Source organism: Variovorax sp. PAMC28562 (assembly GCF_014303735.1).
Lineage (GTDB): Bacteria > Pseudomonadota > Gammaproteobacteria > Burkholderiales > Burkholderiaceae_C > Variovorax.
The window spans coordinates 3,947,182-3,963,934 of the sequence record NZ_CP060296.1 but is presented as its reverse complement, the minus strand read 5'-3'; the positions used below and the strand labels follow the sequence as shown (position 1 = coordinate 3,963,934).

The window sequence follows — 16,753 nt, the reverse complement described above, 5'->3', positions numbered from 1 at the left end:
GGTCAGTTCTCACTCTTCTTCATGGAGCAGGCTTAGGCCGAGTGCGCCGCGGCGACGCAGCCACGGGCTCGGTCGATAACGCGGATCGCCGTAGACCGTCTGCAGGTTGAACAGCACTTCGAGCATGTTCGTCGGGCCGTACAGATTGCCCATGGCCAGGGGACCTTGCGGATAGCCCAGACCGAGCTTCACCGCTGTCTCAAGATCGGTTGGCGAGCAGACGCGCTGCTGGCACATGTCTGCAGCGATGTTGACGATGGTGCCGATCACGCGTTGCGTCACGAAGCCGCCGCTGTCGCGGATCACGCTCACCGGCTTGCTATCGCGTGAGAAGAGCGCGTGCGCCGTGTCGCGCATGTCGCGCCGCGTGGCGGGGTTGGTCGCAATCACGCGACGCTTGGTGGCAGCGTCTTCGATCATCAGGTCGATGCCGATGGTGCGGGTGGCGTCGAGGCGTTCCACCGCTGCGACGGTGGTCACGTCGAAGCCCAGCGGCGCGACCACGATGAGCGCTGCTGAGGAAGGCGTCGCACCGCTTTCGAGTTGGGCGCCGAGCGCATGAATGAGCTTGAGCAGGTCGGCGCGGCGTGCGGCGCGGGGCGACACCCAGACGGCCGGCGTCGCATCGATCACCGGTACGGGCGGTTCCGCTGCTTGCTGCATGACGCCATCGACATAGCGATAGAAGCCCTCGCCGGTCTTGCGGCCGAGCGCGCCGGCCGCAAGACGCTGCGCAGTGATCACGCTCGGGCGAAAGCGCGGCTCCTCGTAGTACTGGCGGTAGATCGATTCCATGACCGGATGCGAGACGTCGAGCGCGGTCAAATCCATCAGTTCGAACGGCCCGAGACGAAATCCAGCCTGGTCTTTCAGGATCCGGTCGATGGTCGCGAAATCGGTGACGCCTTCCCCGGCGATGCGCAGGGCCTCGGTGCCGAAACCGCGGCCGGCATGGTTGACGATAAAGCCCGGCGTGTCGTTCGCCCGCACCGCGCTGTGGCCCATCTGCACGGCATAACCGGCCAGGCGATCGCAAATTGCGGGGTCGGTCTTGAAGCCTGCAATGACTTCGACCACCTTCATCAGTGGCACCGGATTGAAAAAGTGGAAGCCCGCCATGCGCTGCGGGTGTGCCATCACCGCAGCGATAGCCGTCACCGACAACGACGAGGTGTTGGTCGCCAGCGTTGCGCCAGGTGCCACCACCGCTTCGAGATCCTTGAAGAGCGCTCGCTTGAGGCCCAGGTCTTCGACGATGGCTTCAATCACCAGGTCGCAATCGGCAAGTTGTTGCATCGACGACACAGGATGAACCCTTGCGATGAGGGCATCGCGTGTGGCTTCGTCGAGTTTCCCTTTTTCGTGCAATTTTTGCCATTGGGCGACAAGCGCCTCCTTCGCGCGCGCTGCTGCGCCATCGAAACTGTCCAGCACGAGCACTTGGCTTCCGGCTTGCGCCGCGATTTGTGCAATGCCCCGGCCCATCGCGCCGGCGCCGACCACGCCGATCTTGGAAAAATTCACGCTCATTTGATAATTGTCTCCATAGGGAATTTTCGACTCTGACGCACGTGTCAGAATGTGTCTACTTTCGATTGCTTTTGGGCTCATTTTGCAACTCCGACGCATCGCAGCCGCTCTGATCTCTATCGGGGTTGCGCTCCCATCATTCGCTTTGACGATCGGTCGTCCGCAAGGGTCGACCTGGATCGGCAAGCCCGTAGATCTCGTCATTCCGCTCACCCTCGAAGAGGGCGATGGCGGGGATTCGCTGTGCCTGGGAGCAGAGGTTCTGCAAGGCGACACGCGGATAGACGACAAACGCGTAACTGTATCCCTCGAACCGGGCAGCAGCGCCGCTACGCCTCGTATGCATGTCAGATCGACGGTGATCGTCGACGAGCCGGTCGTGACGGTTGCAGTGAGCGCAGGGTGCGCCACCCGCTCCACGCGCCGCTACGTGCTGCTTGCCGATGTGCCTGCGGATATCGCGGTGCCTGGCGTAACGACTTCACCCGGCGGGCGCTCGTCGAGCGATGGCTCGACCGGAAGTCCAGCGTTCTCCTCCTCGGACAGCAGATTCGGCGGCGACTCGAATGGATCGTTCAACGGGGCGACATCCGGTGCAGCAACAGCGCGCCGCAGTGCCGCGCCACGCGTCGTCCGTCCTCGCGATCCTGACGCCGTGGCTGCAGCACCGCGTCGGCCCGCACCGGCCAAACCGCCGGCGCCTTCACGTCGCGTCGTGGTCGCTGCCGCACCTGTTGCACCCCCCGCGGCATCACCCGTCGCGCCTCGCACGCCTGCAGCAGCCGCAACCGCTGCTGCTGCTGATGCAAGACCTGCCGCGAGCGTTGGCCCGCGCCTGCAACTCGACGCGATGGAGCCGACAGCGGCACGCGACCCGGGCCTGAAGGCTTCTCCCGAACTGATGGCAGCGCCCGTTGAAGATACTGCCAAGCGTGCCGAAGCTGCCGCGCTTTGGAAGGCCGTTGGTACGCCTTCCGAAGATGCCCAACGCGATGCTCAGCGCATGCAAACGCTCGAAGCGACGTTGGCTGCCTTGCGCGAGCAGACCGCTCAAAACCAGCGCACGCTGCTCGAAATGCGCCAGGAGCTTGCGGCTGCCCGCGACAGCCGCTACCGCAACCCGCTTGTCTACGCGTTGATCGCTTTGTTGCTGCTGGCACTGATCGGCATGTTGTTGCTGTGGCGCCTAGCCAAACGAGCCGCAGCGCCTGCATGGTGGGGCGAAGCGCCGGCCGCTGGCGGACGCGCACCCGACGAACCGGGTGCAGGCGGCATGCCTCGCAGCGCTGGTCGGTTGCCAGAGCCACGCGCATTTCCGACGCGTCAGGTTGCCGCGGTGTCACGCCCCGCGCCGCTCGACGACATCGAGCCCGCCTATCTCAGCGGCTACGGCTCGCTGGAAAACACAGTGGTTCGCACGCCTGATGGTGCGCCAGTCCGCCCAGTCAACACCGAGGAGTTGTTCGACGTGCAGCAGCAGTCGGACTTCTTTTTGTCATTAGGGCAGCACGACCAAGCCATCGCCGTATTGAGCGAACACATCGCCGACAACCCGGGCACCAGCGCATTGGCGTACCTCGATTTGCTGCGCATCTTCCACTCGCTCGGACGGCGCGATGACTACGCGCGCCTGCGCCACGAGTTTGAGCGCGCTTTCAATGCCGACGTGCCGGAATTCGACAAATTCTCGGAAGCGGGACGCGGCCTCGAACACTATCGCAGCACGCTGGCACGCATCGAGTCGCAGTGGCCGGCACCTGGTACGCTGGCATTGATCGAAGAGCTCGTGTTCCGCAAACCCGGAACGCACGGCGACGAAGCATTCGACCTGGCCGCCTATCAAGAGCTTCTGTTGCTGTATTCGGTGGCAAAGGAAGTTATCGACCCTGACAGCGCGCCGCCAGCGCCCGTCACTCCGCTGTCGTTCGTCGATACCTTCGGCCACGAGCTCGAGCCGACGATGCCGGCACCGATCGATCGCGAAATTCCAACCCGCGAGATGCCACTCGAGACTCTCGAATCGGGGCCGCCACCCGATGCTATCGAGGGTGCGCCGACGTTGCCGGATTCGATCTATGGCGACATCGACGACGGGTTGCAGCACAACACGGCGTATGTTCAGGCGCCCACCACTTTGCCCCCTGCTGCCGTTCCGCCAGCGGCGCGTCCACGCGCTCCGCATCGACCGGGTGTCGATCTGGACCTGGCCGAGTTCGACAAGACGGCCTACGAAACGATGCCGGCACCCATCGAGGCACTCGCTCCCACGGCGGAGCGCGAGAAAGATCCGCACATCATCGACTTTGATCTTTTCGATCCGGTAACCGAAGCCGAAATCGCGCCGAAGAAGTCCCCAGACACGAAACGCTGAGGTCAGGCTCGAGGCGTCGGCGTTTTACGCCGTGACGACAGCCCTCTGAGCGCGATCGACCAAAAAGCTCAGTAGCATCGCGGCCAGCACCGTCGCGAGGCCCACCCAATGCATGGCACCAATCGCGTCATGTGCAAGCATCCAGCCGCCAGCGCCAGCACCCACTGCCTGACCGATGTAGATGCCGGAGCTGTTGAGGGCGACAGAACCGGACGCGAGTGTCGGTGCCAAGCCTACCAAGCGCGCTTGCTGCGCTGAGTTGGCAGCAAAGCAGCCCAGACCCCAAGGCACCAGAACCAGGGCCATCGATGCCATGGTCATCCCGAGCGGCCAGAGCAGCATGCTCACAGCGATCATGGCTGTGGTGAGCATGACCATGCGCCCCGCGCCCATCCGATCGATGTTCCGGCTGACCAACACGTTGCCGATGAGACCGCACGCGCCGAACCATGCCCACATCAGGCTGAGCGATGTCGAGTCCGCGTTCAGCATCTGCTTCAAGATCGGGGCGAAGTAGCTCGACAACACGAATTGCCCGACGCCCTGCAATGCGGTGACCGACACCACGCCCATGAGGATCGGACTCTTCAAGACGCGCCCCCAGGCTGCGCGTGACAAGGCAGCCGGACGAATGTGGGCCGGCAGAGTGAACCAGATGCCGATCGCGCTTGCGACCGAGAGTGCCGAGATGACCATGAAGGCGCTGCGCCAACCAAAGTGACCTCCAATGAGCGCGCCGATGGGAAGGCCCAGCACGGACGCCATCGACCAGCCGAGAAAAACGAAGGTGACGGCCCTGCCGCGCTGTTCGGGCTGCACGAGCAGCCCAGCGCAGGCAGCCGACTGCGCAGTGAAAATCGCAGGCGCGATCACCGTCAGTGTGCGCACCAGCAACAAACCACCGAGGTCGCTCGTCAGCGCGCCGACGGCATGGCCAGCCGCATACCAGAGCATGGTGCAGGCGAGGAGCACGCGGCGGTCCCACCCGGCGAACACGGCTGCCAGCAACGGTGCGCCGAGGCACATCACGATGGCCGCCACCGTGATGAGCTGCCCGGCCGTCGCTGCGCTAACCGCCAGCGACGCGCTGATCTCGTTGAGCGTGCCGGGCACCACCATGACCCCGGTGCCGATGACGAAGTTACCGGCAAGCAGAGCCCACAGTGCGCCTGGAAGCGGCGGGCGCACCGCCGATGTCAACGTCGAACCTGTAGCGCGCCCGGATTGACGATGTTGGTCGGATTGCCCTTGATAAAGCTCACAACGTTGTCGAAAGCCTGACCGAAATAGAGCTCGTAGCTGTCTTGCTCGACATATCCGATGTGCGGCGTGCAGATGCAGTTCTCGAGTCGCAGCAGAGCATGTCCTTGCAGCGGTGGCTCGCTCTCGAAAACGTCGATAGCGGCAAGCCCGGGACGACCGCGATTGAGCGCAGCCAGCAAGGCGTCGGGCTCGACCAGTTCAGCGCGCGAGGTGTTGACGAAGAGGGCGGTCGGCTTCATGCGAGACAAGTCCTCCAGCTTGACGGCGCCGCGCGTCTCTTCGTTGAGCCGAAGGTGGACCGACAGCACGTCTGCGGCCATGAAGAAGGCCTCCCGGCTCGGCGCGACCTGAAAGCCATCGGAGCGCGCCTTGGCGCAGCTGGCCTCACGGCCCCAAATCACCACCTGCATACCGAATGCCTGGCCGTAGCGCGCGACCAGTTGACCGATACGGCCGTAGCCCCAGATGCCGAGCGTCTTGCCCTTCAACACCGAGCCGAGGCCGAAATTGGCCGGCATCGACGCCGATTTAAGGCCTGACTGCTGCCACGCGCCGTGCTTCAGATTGCTGATGTACTGTGGCAGACGGCGCATCGCCGACATGATGAGCGCCCACGTCAGCTCGGCTGGGGCCTGTGGCGAGCCGGAACCTTCTGCCACCGCAATACCTTGCTCACTGCACGCGGTGACGTCAATGTGACTGCCGACGCGGCCGGTTTGCGAAATCAGTTTGAGCTTGGGAAGCTTCTCGACCAACTGCCGCGATATCTGCGTCCGCTCGCGAATGAGCACGATCACATCGGCGTCTTTCAAGCGCACCGAAAGTTGTCCGATACCTTTGACGGTGTTTGTATAAACCTTGGCTGCATAGGCGTCGAGTTTGGCGGCGCAGCGCAGCTTGCGCACCGCGTCCTGGTAGTCGTCGAGGATCACAATGTTCATGGCGTGCCATTGTGCCTCGCGTCATTGGCCTTAACAGGCAGTCGACGTCGTTGTCGCCACGGAAGGCGGCAACGAAATGTTCGTCAGTGAAATCGATGGCGACCGTCGAGTGTCTCGGCAGCCTCGAGTGCGGCCAATCGATCGAGTTCGGCGCACACGTCCGCTATGCGACCCGAAATCACCACGCGGCCCGTGCGACGACCGGGCTCCTGCGGGTCAACGACACGCACCACGCGCAGCGGACGCGACGGCGAAACGGCGCTTGCGCAACCCGGCTCCGATAACCGCAAACCACATGGCGGTCTGACCGCGACATAGCGCAAGCCGGTCGCGTTTCTGCGCGGCGATGCGGCGAGCCCTCTGTTGGGCAACCAGCGATCGGCCAACAATTGCATCGGCATCCATAGGTCGGCGAAGAGGTCTGAAAAAGTAAGCGAAGCGAGTCCCATGCGATCTCCAAATAGGTCAGAGGTTGAACACAGGCAGGATTGCTTGAACGGCTGTGCCAGGGTGATGGCTCTTCGCCATACGCCCGCCACCTGTCGCAGCCGGTTTTTGCGCGCTGAGTGCGCGCAAGAAAGGTGCTACCTCACATCAGCATCGTGTTGCGGATGAGGCCAACGGCGAGACCTTCGATTTCGAAAGGTTCGCCAGGCTGCACGATGATGGACGGATAGTCCGGATTCTCGGCGTGCAGCTCGATGACTTGTTTGTTTCGGCGCAAACGCTTGACGGTCACTTCATCACCCAGTCGCGCCACCACGATCTGCCCGTTGCGCGCCTCCTTGGTGGACTGCACAGCCAGCAGGTCGCCATCCATGATCCCGGCGTCGCGCATAGACATGCCGCGGACCTTGAGCAAATAGTCGGGCTGCCGCTGGAACAGCGTGTTTTCGACGTAGTAGGTTCGATCGACATGCTCTTGCGCGAGGATGGGCGAACCGGCCGCTACGCGACCAATCAGCGGCAGCGCCAGTTGAGCCATGCCCGGCAGTGAAAGCGAAAACTGGTTGTTGCGCGACTCGTTGAGCGAACGGAGCGCATCGCCCCGAAGCCGGATGCCGCGCGACGTGCCACTGATGAGGTCGATGACGCCCTTGCGTGCCAAGGCCTGTAAATGTTCTTCTGCCGCATTGGCCGATTTAAAGCCGAGTTCGGTGGCTATTTCTGCACGGGTGGGCGGCGCACCAGTGCTCGCGATGGCGCTCTGGATAAGGTCCAGAATTTGTTGCTGGCGGGCGGTAAGCTTCACTGCGAATTGCATGGGAACTCCTTGCGGCACTGGTTGAATATCCAGTAGCTGTATTTTTAAACAGTTTTTCAAAGTTTGCAAGCGATGATGAAGTCAGAGCAATCGGAAGTGCGTCGCCTTGTGGTGCTGGGCACCGGGGGCACGATCGCCGGCCGTGCGGCATCGGCTGGAGACAACGTCGGCTACACCGCGGGCGAGGTGGGCGTCGCAGATCTGCTCGCTGGGATTGGAGCGCCATCTGGCGTGACGCTAGTTGCCGAACAGGTCGCGCAGCTCGACAGCAAGGACATGAGCTTCGATCTGTGGCGCCAGCTGGCGGAACGATGCATGCATTGGTCGAACGTGCCCGATGTGATCGGCATCGTCATCACGCACGGCACCGACACGCTTGAAGAGACAGCGTTTTTCTTGCACTCTGTGTTGCCTGCGGAGAAGCCCGTAGTGCTGACTTGCGCCATGCGCCCGGCCTCCGCACTCGCACCCGATGGTCCGCAAAACGTGCGCGATGCGATTGCCGTAGCAGCGACCGCGGGCGCCCACGGCGTGACCGTGGTGTGTGCAGGCACCATTCACAGCGCCATCGATGTCCAGAAGGTTCATACCTACCGGCTCGATGCCTTCGCGTCCGGGGATGCCGGGCCGCTTGGCTATGTGGAAGAAGGGGCGGTGCGCCGCGTCCGTGACTGGCCTGCCGCCCCTGCCGCCAATGTCAGCGCTGCCGGCCTCGACGCAGCAATCGAACTCAAAGTGATCAGCGCGGACGTCGAATGGCCGCGCGTGGAGATCATCATGAGCCACGCGGGTGCGACCGGTGCAGTCATCGATGCGCTGATGGCGTATGGCGCGGAGGAGACGGCCGGTCCGGTCCGCGGCCTCATCCTCGCTGCGACGGGCAACGGTACGCTTCACCACGCGATCGAAGCGGCCGCGGCTCGAGCGCACGCGGCCGGCATCGAAATTCGCCGTGCAACACGCTGCGTCAACGGCCGCATCCTGCCGCGCGGTGACGACACGTGGCCCGACGCCGGCGGCTTGTCCCCGGTCAAAGCACGCATCGCGTTGATGCTTGAGTTGATGTTGGCTTCGCCGCCTGTCTCGGCCTGAGGTGGCCTGGGCTTCAAGCCATCGAAGGCGCAAAAAAAGCCGCCGCAGCGACTTCTTCGTTCGCCCCGAAGGCCACCTCAGCTGCTCAAAGCCGTCAGCGCGCGTTGCGTGATTTCGTCAACCGTGCCCACGCCACTGATGGCGCGGTATTTTGGCGCTGCCGTCGGATCAGATTTGGCCCAAGTCGCGTAATAGTCCACCAGCGGTCGCGTTTGCTCGCTGTAGACGTCGAGCCGCTTGCGGACGGTTTCTTCCTTGTCGTCGTCGCGCTGGATAAGTTCGTCACCCGTGACGTCGTCGTGCCCAACGCGCTTCGGCGGGTTGAACTTGACGTGGTAGGTGCGGCCTGAGGCCGGGTGCGAGCGGCGGCCGCTCATGCGATCGATGATGTCCGAGAAAGGCACGTCGATTTCAAGGACGTAGTCGAGCTTGACGCCCGCTGCACGCATCGAATCTGCTTGCGGAATCGTCCGCGGGAAGCCGTCGAACAAAAAACCGTTGGCGCAGTCGGGCAATGCCAGCCGTTCCTTCACCAGATTGATGATGAGGTCGTCGCTCACCAACGCACCCGAAGCCATGACCGCCTTGGCCTGCAAACCGAGCGGCGTGCCTGCCTTGACGGCAGCCCGCAGCATGTCGCCGGTCGAGATTTGCGGAATGGCGTACTTCTGGCAGAGGAAGGCGGCTTGCGTGCCTTTGCCTGCCCCGGGGGCGCCCAACAAAATCAGTCTCATGGTGTCCTCGGAAGGTTCTTGGAATTTGTGTCGCGCCAAGCCTGCCGAAGCGTCGATCTACGGGCAATGCCGGGCGGAGTCGCATCGAGGATAGCATGCGACTTCGTGCTGAAATGCCGGCAAATCCCGCTTGCGGTCGCGGTCGCGATCAGGCTTTTTCGAAGATCGCGCGTACGCGCTGCAGGTCTTCAGGCGTGTCGACGCCGGGACCCGGCGCGTGCTGCGAGACATGAACGGCGATCCGGTACCCGTGCCACAGAACGCGCAGTTGTTCGAGTGCCTCGATGGCCTCGATCGGCGCTGGAGGCAGGCTTGGAAAGCGTTTCACGAAACCGGCCCGGTAGCCATAGATGCCGATGTGCCGCAGAGGCGGTGGCGTCGGCAACGCAGGGGTGGTGACCTGGCTTTTTTGGCCGCCCTGGCCGGCGCCGTCTCGCCACCAAGGAATCGGCGCGCGGCTGAAGTACATCGCGAACCCCTTGGCGTCGAGCACCGCCTTCACGACGTTGGGATTCACGAAATCTGCAGGGTCATCAATCGCGTGCACCGCAGTGCTCATCGGCGCATCAGGGTTGGCGGCGAGCGTTTCTGCCACCGCATCGATCAACGATGGATCGATTAGCGGTTCGTCACCTTGCACGTTGACCACGATCGCGTCGTCTGCGAGCCCGAGTTGAATGCAGGCCTCGGCCAGCCGGTCGCTTCCGCTGGGGTGGTCGGCGCGCGTCAGCAGCGCGTGGATGCCGTGGGCTTTGCAGGCGGCCACGATGCTCGGATGATCGGCTGCGACCACCACGCGATCGGCGCGCGACGATCGCGCTTGCTGCGCGACCCGCACGACCATCGGCAAACCGGCGATGTCGGCCAGGGGTTTGTCTGGCAGGCGGCTGGAGCCAAGGCGCGCCGGGATCAAGACTATGAAAGCGGCGTTGGGCGTTGGCGCGGGCACCGGCTCAGCAACGGGCTCAATCACCGGCGCAATAACAGGCGCAATAACAGGCTCAAGAGGCGACTGATCGGCCGGATGAATCAAAGCCCAAGCTCTTCATCCGACAAGGTTCTGGCTTCGTCTTCGAGCAGCACGGGAATCCCGTCGCGCACAGGGTAGGCCAGACGCGCGCTGCGCGACGAAAGCTCCTGCTTGTCGGCGTTCCATGTCAGCGGGCCCTTGGTCACGGGGCAAACGAGCAATTCAAGCAGCTTGGTATCCATCGACCGATGATAGCTTTGCATCGAGCGCTGCGAAGAAGCCGGGTTCAGGCGTGAAGACCAGCGGCACGGCAACCGCTTCCGGCGTTGAGCGCCAAAGTTTCAATGCGTCTTTTTCCGTGCAAAGGAGCCGGGTTGCACGCGGCTGCGGCCAGACCCAGCCATTGAAGTCGTGATGGTCGGGCAGCGCGATCCGCCGCGCGATCCGCACGCCACGGGCTGCCAGCATGTCGAAGAACGCGTCGGGGCGGGCGATGGCCGCTACGGCATCGACCTCCGGACCGGCGAGGTCGGCGAGCGGCGTGCGCATTTCGTTGCCCTGCACTACGTCGCCTCCCAATTCGCGGGTGGCCGTGAAGCCGGCAAATGCAGGACGCGTTCCCGTATGCAGCACCAGGTCGCATCGCCGCGGCCACGTTTCCCGCAGTGGGCCTGCGGGCAGCAGCCAGCCGTTGCCCACACCGCGATCGTCGAACACGCAGATTTCGATGTCGCGTGCGAGCGCCAAATGCTGCAGGCCATCGTCGCTGACGATCACCTGTATGTCGGGATGGCGCGCCAGCAGCGTCTGTGCCGCTACGACGCGTCGTGTTGCCACGACCACTGGCGCGCCGGTCGAACGCCGTATTAACGCGGGTTCGTCGCCCACTTCGGCAGGATCGGAGTCGTTCGAGACTTCGAGGCAATCGGTCGTAGTCCGACCGTAGCCGCGCGACACCACGCCGACGCACAAGCCCTGGCTTTGCAGATGTCTGACGATTGCCATCACAACAGGCGTTTTGCCCGAGCCGCCGGCGATCACGTTACCGACAACGATCACCGGAACGCCAACGCGCGTGGTCTTCAAAATCCCGAAGCGAAAGAGCAGGCACCGAAAGCCGGTGAGTAAACCGTAAAGCGCGGCCAGCGGGAGCAGCAGCCGCACCAATGCGCCGCGTCGCAGCCACTCGCGCTGCAGCTGCAGGCCAGTCTGCAAGGCTAGCGCCCCGCCTGCGCGGCCGATTGGGTTGCGAAGGTGATCTGCATAAGGCCAACGCGCCGTGCTGCTTCCATGACAGTGATGACCGCCTGGTGCGGCGACATCGCGTCCGCGCTGATGATGATGACGTTGTCCTTGGCTCCGTTACTCGCAGCAGCCAGCGCAGCCGCTACGCTTTCCACGCTGCGGTCGGGCAGGACATTCTTGTTGATCGAATAGCGACCATCGGCCGACACCGCAACGATCACTTCTTTTGGATAGTCGCGTTGCGCATCCGCATCCGCCACCGGCAACTTGAGTTGCATCTCGGTGAACTTGCTGTACGTGGTCGACAGCATCAGAAAAATCAGCACCACCAGCAATACGTCGATGAACGGAATCAGGTTGATCTCCGGCTCGTCGCGCGCGCCGTGTCGAAAGTGCATGCGTCCGGGCTTCATCGCTTACTTGCGCAGCGCGTTGAGGTGCCGCGCAAAACGCTCGCCGGCAAGTTCGAGATTCAGCAAATACTCGTCGACCCGGGTGCGAAAGTAGCGCCAGAAAATCAGTGTCGGAATGGCCACGATCAGACCGAAGGCAGTGTTGTACAGAGCGATCGAGATGCCGTGGGCCAGCTGTGCCGGATTGCCCGCCCCGACCGCCCCGCCGGCCGGCGATTGCGAGCCGAAGATTTCGATCATGCCGATGACCGTACCGAGCAGCCCGAGCAGCGGCGCTGCCGAAGCGATTGTCGCCAGTGCCGGCAACCAGCGTTCGAGCTTGTGAGCAACCGTGCGACCGGACGCCTCCATCGCTCCCCGAAGATCGTCTTCAGTACAACGTGGATTCGCGTTCAGCGCACGAAAGCCGGCAGCCAGTACCTGGCCGAGGAACGAATTGTTCTCCAGCTTTGTCACCACGTCGGGCCCCGGGATCGAGGTCTGCGACACGGTAATGGCTTCGTCGAGCAGCTTTGGGGGCAGCACACGGGCGGTTTTCAGGCTGGTGAATCGTTCAATGACAAGCGCGAGCGCCAGTATTGAACAGGCGAGCAGCGGCCAGATTGGCCAGCCCGCAGCAACTATGATCGAAAACAAAGAACCCTCCGGCCCGTGGATTGCAAATGCGCGGCGATTATCCACCGAGCCCGCTTCACAAAGTGCAATGTCCTGCTGTAGGCGCCGACGCACAGATTCTGTGGATAACTTTGTGAGTAACACCATGAGCAACCGATGCGAAACCACGCCCGCCGTGGCTTCCACTGGATCGATTGAATTTTGAGCAGCTGTTTTTCCAATCGAATCAACGAGTTGCACCGCAACTCGGGCGGCTTGCTGGCCTGTCAGGCCCGTTTGTTGATCGCAATGTGGAATGTGGACGAGTCGACAAGCGGCACGGTGAACAGTGATGAGTGACAGCGGACTTTTTTCGGCACCAAGCGGTCGGGTATGGGCCGTTGGCGCGCTGTGCCACGCCGTGGGCGACGCGCTCGAAGCGCGCTTCAACCCGGTGACCGTGCGCGGTGAAATTTCCGGTTTCTCCAAGGCGTCGAGCGGTCACTGCTATTTTTCCTTGAAGGACGAATCTGGGCAACTGCGCAGCGCCATGTTCCGCCGCGCTGCGAGCCTGCTCGACTTCGTGCCGCGCGACGGTGATCAGGTCGAAGTGCGCGGCCGGCTTACCGTTTACGAACCGCGCGGCGACCTTCAACTGGTGGTCGAAAGTCTGCGGCGTGCGGGGCAGGGTGCGCTCTTTGAGCAATTTTTGCAGCGCAAAGCCAAGCTCGAACATGAAGGCCTTTTCGATCCGGCGCGCAAACGACCGCTGCCATCGATGCCCCGCGCCATCGGGTTGGTTACGTCGACGGGCGCTGCGGCCTTGCACGATGTCGTGACCGCACTGCGCCGTCGGGTACCGCACATACCGGTCGTGCTGTCGCCAGCCGCAGTGCAGGGAGCGAATGCGCCCGCCGAACTGGTTCGCGCGTTGCAGGCGCTCTACGCAATGCAGCCGCCGGTCGATGTCATCCTGATGGTGCGAGGTGGCGGTTCGATCGAAGATCTGTGGGCCTTCAACGATGAAACGCTGGCGCGCACCATCGTGCAAAGCCCGGTGCCGATCATCTGCGGCGTCGGTCATGAAACCGATTTCACCATTGCGGACTTTTGTGCCGACCTTCGTGCGCCGACACCTACTGCCGCCGCAGAACTCGTCGCCGCATCGCAGGAGCTGTGGCTCGGTGCGCTCGGGTTGATCGAGGAGCGGCTCGTCGGTGCGCTGGGCAGTCGCATCGATGTCTTGAGCCAGCGTCTCGATTTGGCGGCCGGTCGTCTCGCACGTCCTTCGACCCTTGTCGCTCGGCAAAGGTTGCGGCTGACTTACCAGGCGCAGCGTTTGCACTATGCGGTGCTGTCTAAAACGCAGCGGGCGGGAGAGGCTCAAACTCGGCTGCGGGCGGATTTCCCGCAACAGCTCAAGCGCAGTCAGGCGCAGCGGCGTGAGCGGCTGGAGCGCGTGGCCTCACGGTTGCGCCTGCTGGACCCGGCGCTGGTGCTGCAGCGCGGCTATGCATGGCTCACCGACACGGATGGCCGCGCCGTCACGAGCGTCTCGCAGCTCCACGTGGAGGACGCGGTTGAGGCACGACTTGCCGATGGCGCCGTCGACCTTGCCGTGACGGGCGTGCGGGCAACGGGAACGCGTCCGACACCACCGTTGTAATTCCTTTCTAGAATGCTTTATCCCACAACCAACCCGCGAGAAAAAAACATGGAACACGTTCTGCCACCCCTGCCGTACCCAATGGACGCATTGGCTCCGGAATACTCAAAAGAAACGTTCGAGTATCACTACGGCAAGCATCACAACGCCTACGTCGTGAACCTGAACAACCTGCAAAAGGGCACCGAATTCGAGAGCATGACGCTCGAAGAGATCATCAAGAAGTCGAGCGGCGGCGTCTACAACAACTCGGCCCAGGTCTGGAACCACACGTTTTTCTGGAGCTGCATGAAGCCACAGGGCGGCGGCACCCCCACCGGCGCTTTGGCAAAAGCCATCGATGCCAAGTGGGGCGGCTACGACGCTTTCAAGGAAGCCTTCGTGAAGTCAGCTGTCGGCAACTTCGGTTCAGGCTGGACGTGGCTTGTGAAAAAGCCTGATGGCTCGGTCGACATCGTCAATACCGGCGCTGCCGGCACACCGCTGACCACTGCGGACACGGCTCTTCTGACGGTCGATGTATGGGAACATGCCTATTACATCGACTACCGCAACCTGCGCCCAAAATTCGTCGAGACGTTCCTGGCAAAGCTGGCGAACTGGGACTTCGCAGCAAAGAACTTCGGCTAAGCCGGTACTCTGCGGAGACAGTAAAAAGCCGACTCGCGGGTCGGCTTTTTTTTTGGGCGTCGAGTTGGTGGCACCGCCGATCAACGCTGCATTTCGAACGGTGCTCCAGCGAGCTTGTTTCCTTTCTTCAGGTTCTTTTTGACGAACCAGCCTTGGTTCATCTCAAGAACGTATCGGACCGGTTCTTCTGAGCAATGCGAGTCTTCGGTCTGCGGCTTCATGTCCGCCAGGTTGACGATGCGCCCGTCATCGGCAACGAATGCCGCGGTCAGCGGCAAGATCGTGTTCTTCATCCAGAAGCACTGCGTCGCTGGTTGCTCGAAAATGAACAGCATGCCTTCCGCCTGGGGCATTTCCTTGCGGAACATCAGGCCGACCTCGCGCTGTTGAGGCGTCATCGCCAACTGTGTGTCTATCTGGTACATGCCGGCCGTGAGCTTGACGCGCCGGAGGTCCAGTTGCGGCTCTTGTGCCTGGGCAGGCAGAGCAAAGAACAGCGCCATGAAGGCAGACAGCGCGGGCAAGGCGACGAAACGCTGGAACATGAACAGGGACTTTCAAAACGCGAAGGCGCAATTCTCGGCGCAAACAAAAATGCCCGCAGGCGCGGGCATCGTCGGCAAGCGGTGAGGCTTACATCGCGTGGCGGCGAACGGCCTTGCGGTGGTGGTAATGACGAGCCATCACCTTGTGCTTCTTCATGTGATGCACCGGCGCGTGCGCCACTGTGTGGACATGCGCCATCGGAACGGTGACGTGAGCGGGAGCCTGGGCAAATGCGCCAGCAGAAAAGAGACCGGCGACGAGAACGGCAAGCAGCTTGTTCATGAGAAATCCTGTGAATCGTTGATTTAAGAACCCTCCCCCTGTGGAAGGACCCACGTTCAACGAATGCCATGCGTAGCGGTTGACACGTTTGCTCACAGCCCACGCGAAAAAAAAGCGCCCTAGGAGCGCTTCTTTCAATCCGGCGGGGTGCCGAATTAGTTGGGCGTGCCGCCCTGCGTGCTGCGGCGCTTCAGGCTGCCGTCCTTGTTGCGACGACGTGCATCGCGCGTTTCGGCGCGGGCTTCACCTGCAGCGGCTGCCTTGCCGGTACCGATGGCGCCGCCTTCGGCCGTCTTGGGTTCGTCGCCGCCTGGCGCCTTGACCATGCCAGCAGGACGCGCAGCGACCTTGGCTTCTGCTTTGGCAGCAGACTTGCCCTGGGCCGTGGGGTCGAGTTCGCCTGGCTTCGTGGCTTGGGCGTAGGCACCGGCTGCGAACAGGCCGGCGATCATGACTGCGAGAACTTTGCTCATTACGGATTCCTCAGTGGATTGATTTTAAAACGCCTCCCGGCCAGCAGAAGGTCAGTCAACAACGATGCCGTTGGGCATGCGGTTGACAGCGACCCGCGCCTCCTCCGGTTGCATCTAAAATTCTAAGGCTATTCAGCCGGCCGAAAACGCACTGTCGCTACGTCGCCACTTCTTGCCGAAAGGTCACCGTGTAGTGCGCCTTCATCCAACTCTCACCTTCGCGACACCGTCTCGGCGTATGGCTCCGGGCTTTTTTGTAGTGACCCTGAAGCGTTCACGCTACCGAAGCCTTGATTTGTCGGCAAGCTGCCACCAATTCCTCTCACCCCGGCACGCCGCTTGCACGCTCTATAGAATCATTTTTCATGGCAACCAGAATTCCCTCGACCCCCAAGACACCGCCGGCCCAGAAGCCGCGGCGGGACGATGGCGACTCGGTCGTCCTCGAGCGTCGACCGCAGAAAACAGCACCTCCTCAGATGTACCAGGTGGTCATGCTGAACGACGACTACACCCCGATGGAGTTCGTCATCGTCGTGATTCAGGAGTTCTTCAGCAAGGACCGCGAAACGGCCACCCAGATCATGCTGAAGATCCATTTGGACGGCCGCGGCGTTTGCGGGGTTTATTCCCGCGACATGGCGGCCACCAAAGTAAATCAGGTAATGGAGGCGGCCCATCAGGCCGGCCATCCGTTGCAATGTGTGAGTGAGCCTATCGAATGAACGCAATGAACCTG

At 62.5% G+C, this 16,753-nt stretch carries 19 protein-coding genes; 5 read left to right on the top strand and 14 right to left on the bottom strand.

Translation table 11 applies throughout. From position 1 onward, the window contains the following. Positions 1–9: 9 nt before the first annotated feature. Positions 10–1,530 (bottom strand): 3-hydroxyacyl-CoA dehydrogenase, encoded by a 1,521-nt coding sequence (locus H7F36_RS18615; RefSeq protein WP_187055081.1) that lies wholly within the window; start codon positions 1,528–1,530, stop codon positions 10–12. Between the two features lie 145 nt (positions 1,531–1,675). Here H7F36_RS18615 and H7F36_RS18610 point away from each other — a divergent pair, with 145 nt between their 5' ends. Next, a complete protein-coding gene (locus H7F36_RS18610; RefSeq protein ID WP_187052183.1) occupies positions 1,676–3,901 on the top strand; it encodes a hypothetical protein in 2,226 nt (741 codons plus the stop codon). A 24-nt stretch (positions 3,902–3,925) separates the two neighbouring features. Here the strand turns inward: H7F36_RS18610 and H7F36_RS18605 are convergent, their stop codons facing one another. From H7F36_RS18605 to lexA, 4 genes are all read right to left on the bottom strand, one after another. Then, positions 3,926–5,101, bottom strand: a complete 1,176-nt coding sequence (locus H7F36_RS18605; RefSeq protein ID WP_261802381.1) for an MFS transporter — start codon at positions 5,099–5,101, stop codon at positions 3,926–3,928. Next, the gene (locus H7F36_RS18600; protein WP_187052182.1) at positions 5,098–6,105 is read right to left on the bottom strand and encodes a D-2-hydroxyacid dehydrogenase family protein; all 1,008 of its coding nucleotides are present in this window, start codon (positions 6,103–6,105) and stop codon (positions 5,098–5,100) included. The genes H7F36_RS18605 and H7F36_RS18600 overlap by 4 nt, the downstream gene beginning before the upstream one ends. Positions 6,106–6,188: 83 nt before the next feature. Then, positions 6,189–6,554 carry a hypothetical protein gene (locus tag H7F36_RS18595; RefSeq protein ID WP_187052181.1) on the bottom strand — a complete coding sequence of 122 codons (366 nt, stop codon included), beginning with the start codon at positions 6,552–6,554 and terminating at the stop codon, positions 6,189–6,191. Positions 6,555–6,694: 140 nt separating this feature from the next. Then, a complete protein-coding gene (lexA, locus tag H7F36_RS18590) occupies positions 6,695–7,369 on the bottom strand; it encodes a transcriptional repressor LexA (RefSeq protein WP_187055079.1) in 675 nt (224 codons plus the stop codon). Between the two features lie 72 nt (positions 7,370–7,441). Between lexA and H7F36_RS18585 the strand changes: the two genes are divergently transcribed. Beyond that, positions 7,442–8,461: an asparaginase gene (locus H7F36_RS18585; protein ID WP_187052180.1), complete on the top strand. Its 1,020-nt coding sequence runs from the start codon at positions 7,442–7,444 to the stop codon at positions 8,459–8,461. Between the two features lie 77 nt (positions 8,462–8,538). Here H7F36_RS18585 and adk read toward each other — a convergent pair whose 3' ends face one another. From adk to H7F36_RS18555, 6 genes are all read right to left on the bottom strand, one after another. Next, the gene (gene adk / locus H7F36_RS18580; protein ID WP_187052179.1) at positions 8,539–9,195 is read right to left on the bottom strand and encodes an adenylate kinase; all 657 of its coding nucleotides are present in this window, start codon (positions 9,193–9,195) and stop codon (positions 8,539–8,541) included. Positions 9,196–9,343: 148 nt separating this feature from the next. Continuing rightward, the gene (gene kdsB / locus H7F36_RS18575) at positions 9,344–10,144 is read right to left on the bottom strand and encodes a 3-deoxy-manno-octulosonate cytidylyltransferase (RefSeq protein WP_187055078.1); all 801 of its coding nucleotides are present in this window, start codon (positions 10,142–10,144) and stop codon (positions 9,344–9,346) included. Between the two features lie 80 nt (positions 10,145–10,224). Continuing rightward, on the bottom strand, positions 10,225–10,407 hold the full coding sequence (locus tag H7F36_RS18570; RefSeq protein WP_187052178.1) for a Trm112 family protein: 183 nt from the start codon (positions 10,405–10,407) through the stop codon (positions 10,225–10,227). Further along, positions 10,388–11,380 carry a tetraacyldisaccharide 4'-kinase gene (gene lpxK, locus H7F36_RS18565; RefSeq protein WP_187052177.1) on the bottom strand — a complete coding sequence of 331 codons (993 nt, stop codon included), beginning with the start codon at positions 11,378–11,380 and terminating at the stop codon, positions 10,388–10,390. Before lpxK ends, H7F36_RS18570 begins: the two co-directional genes overlap by 20 nt. A 2-nt stretch (positions 11,381–11,382) precedes the next feature. Beyond that, positions 11,383–11,808, bottom strand: a complete 426-nt coding sequence (locus H7F36_RS18560) for an ExbD/TolR family protein (protein WP_187052176.1) — start codon at positions 11,806–11,808, stop codon at positions 11,383–11,385. A gap of 18 nt (positions 11,809–11,826) precedes the next feature. Next, positions 11,827–12,459 carry a MotA/TolQ/ExbB proton channel family protein gene (locus tag H7F36_RS18555; protein ID WP_187055077.1) on the bottom strand — a complete coding sequence of 211 codons (633 nt, stop codon included), beginning with the start codon at positions 12,457–12,459 and terminating at the stop codon, positions 11,827–11,829. A gap of 310 nt (positions 12,460–12,769) precedes the next feature. Between H7F36_RS18555 and xseA the strand changes: the two genes are divergently transcribed. Further along, positions 12,770–14,083 carry an exodeoxyribonuclease VII large subunit gene (gene xseA, locus H7F36_RS18550; RefSeq protein WP_261802379.1) on the top strand — a complete coding sequence of 438 codons (1,314 nt, stop codon included), beginning with the start codon at positions 12,770–12,772 and terminating at the stop codon, positions 14,081–14,083. A 48-nt stretch (positions 14,084–14,131) separates the two neighbouring features. Continuing rightward, on the top strand, positions 14,132–14,713 hold the full coding sequence (locus H7F36_RS22315; RefSeq protein ID WP_261802378.1) for a superoxide dismutase: 582 nt from the start codon (positions 14,132–14,134) through the stop codon (positions 14,711–14,713). An 80-nt stretch (positions 14,714–14,793) separates the two neighbouring features. On the opposite strand, the gene H7F36_RS18545 is transcribed toward H7F36_RS22315, so the two are convergent. The 3 genes from H7F36_RS18545 to H7F36_RS18535 form a co-directional block, all read right to left on the bottom strand. Beyond that, positions 14,794–15,216 (bottom strand): DUF192 domain-containing protein, encoded by a 423-nt coding sequence (locus H7F36_RS18545; protein WP_261802680.1) that lies wholly within the window; start codon positions 15,214–15,216, stop codon positions 14,794–14,796. Between the two features lie 130 nt (positions 15,217–15,346). Continuing rightward, positions 15,347–15,541, bottom strand: coding sequence for a hypothetical protein (locus H7F36_RS18540; RefSeq protein WP_187055160.1), 195 nt, complete (start codon positions 15,539–15,541; stop codon positions 15,347–15,349). Positions 15,542–15,696: 155 nt separating this feature from the next. After that, entirely contained in the window at positions 15,697–16,014 is a 318-nt protein-coding gene (locus tag H7F36_RS18535) for a cell envelope biogenesis protein TolA (protein WP_187052174.1), read from the bottom strand. A gap of 365 nt (positions 16,015–16,379) precedes the next feature. Between H7F36_RS18535 and clpS the strand changes: the two genes are divergently transcribed. After that, complete coding sequence (gene clpS / locus H7F36_RS18530) at positions 16,380–16,739, top strand: ATP-dependent Clp protease adapter ClpS (RefSeq protein WP_187052173.1); 360 nt, start codon at positions 16,380–16,382, stop codon at positions 16,737–16,739. Positions 16,740–16,753: the final 14 nt, after the last annotated feature.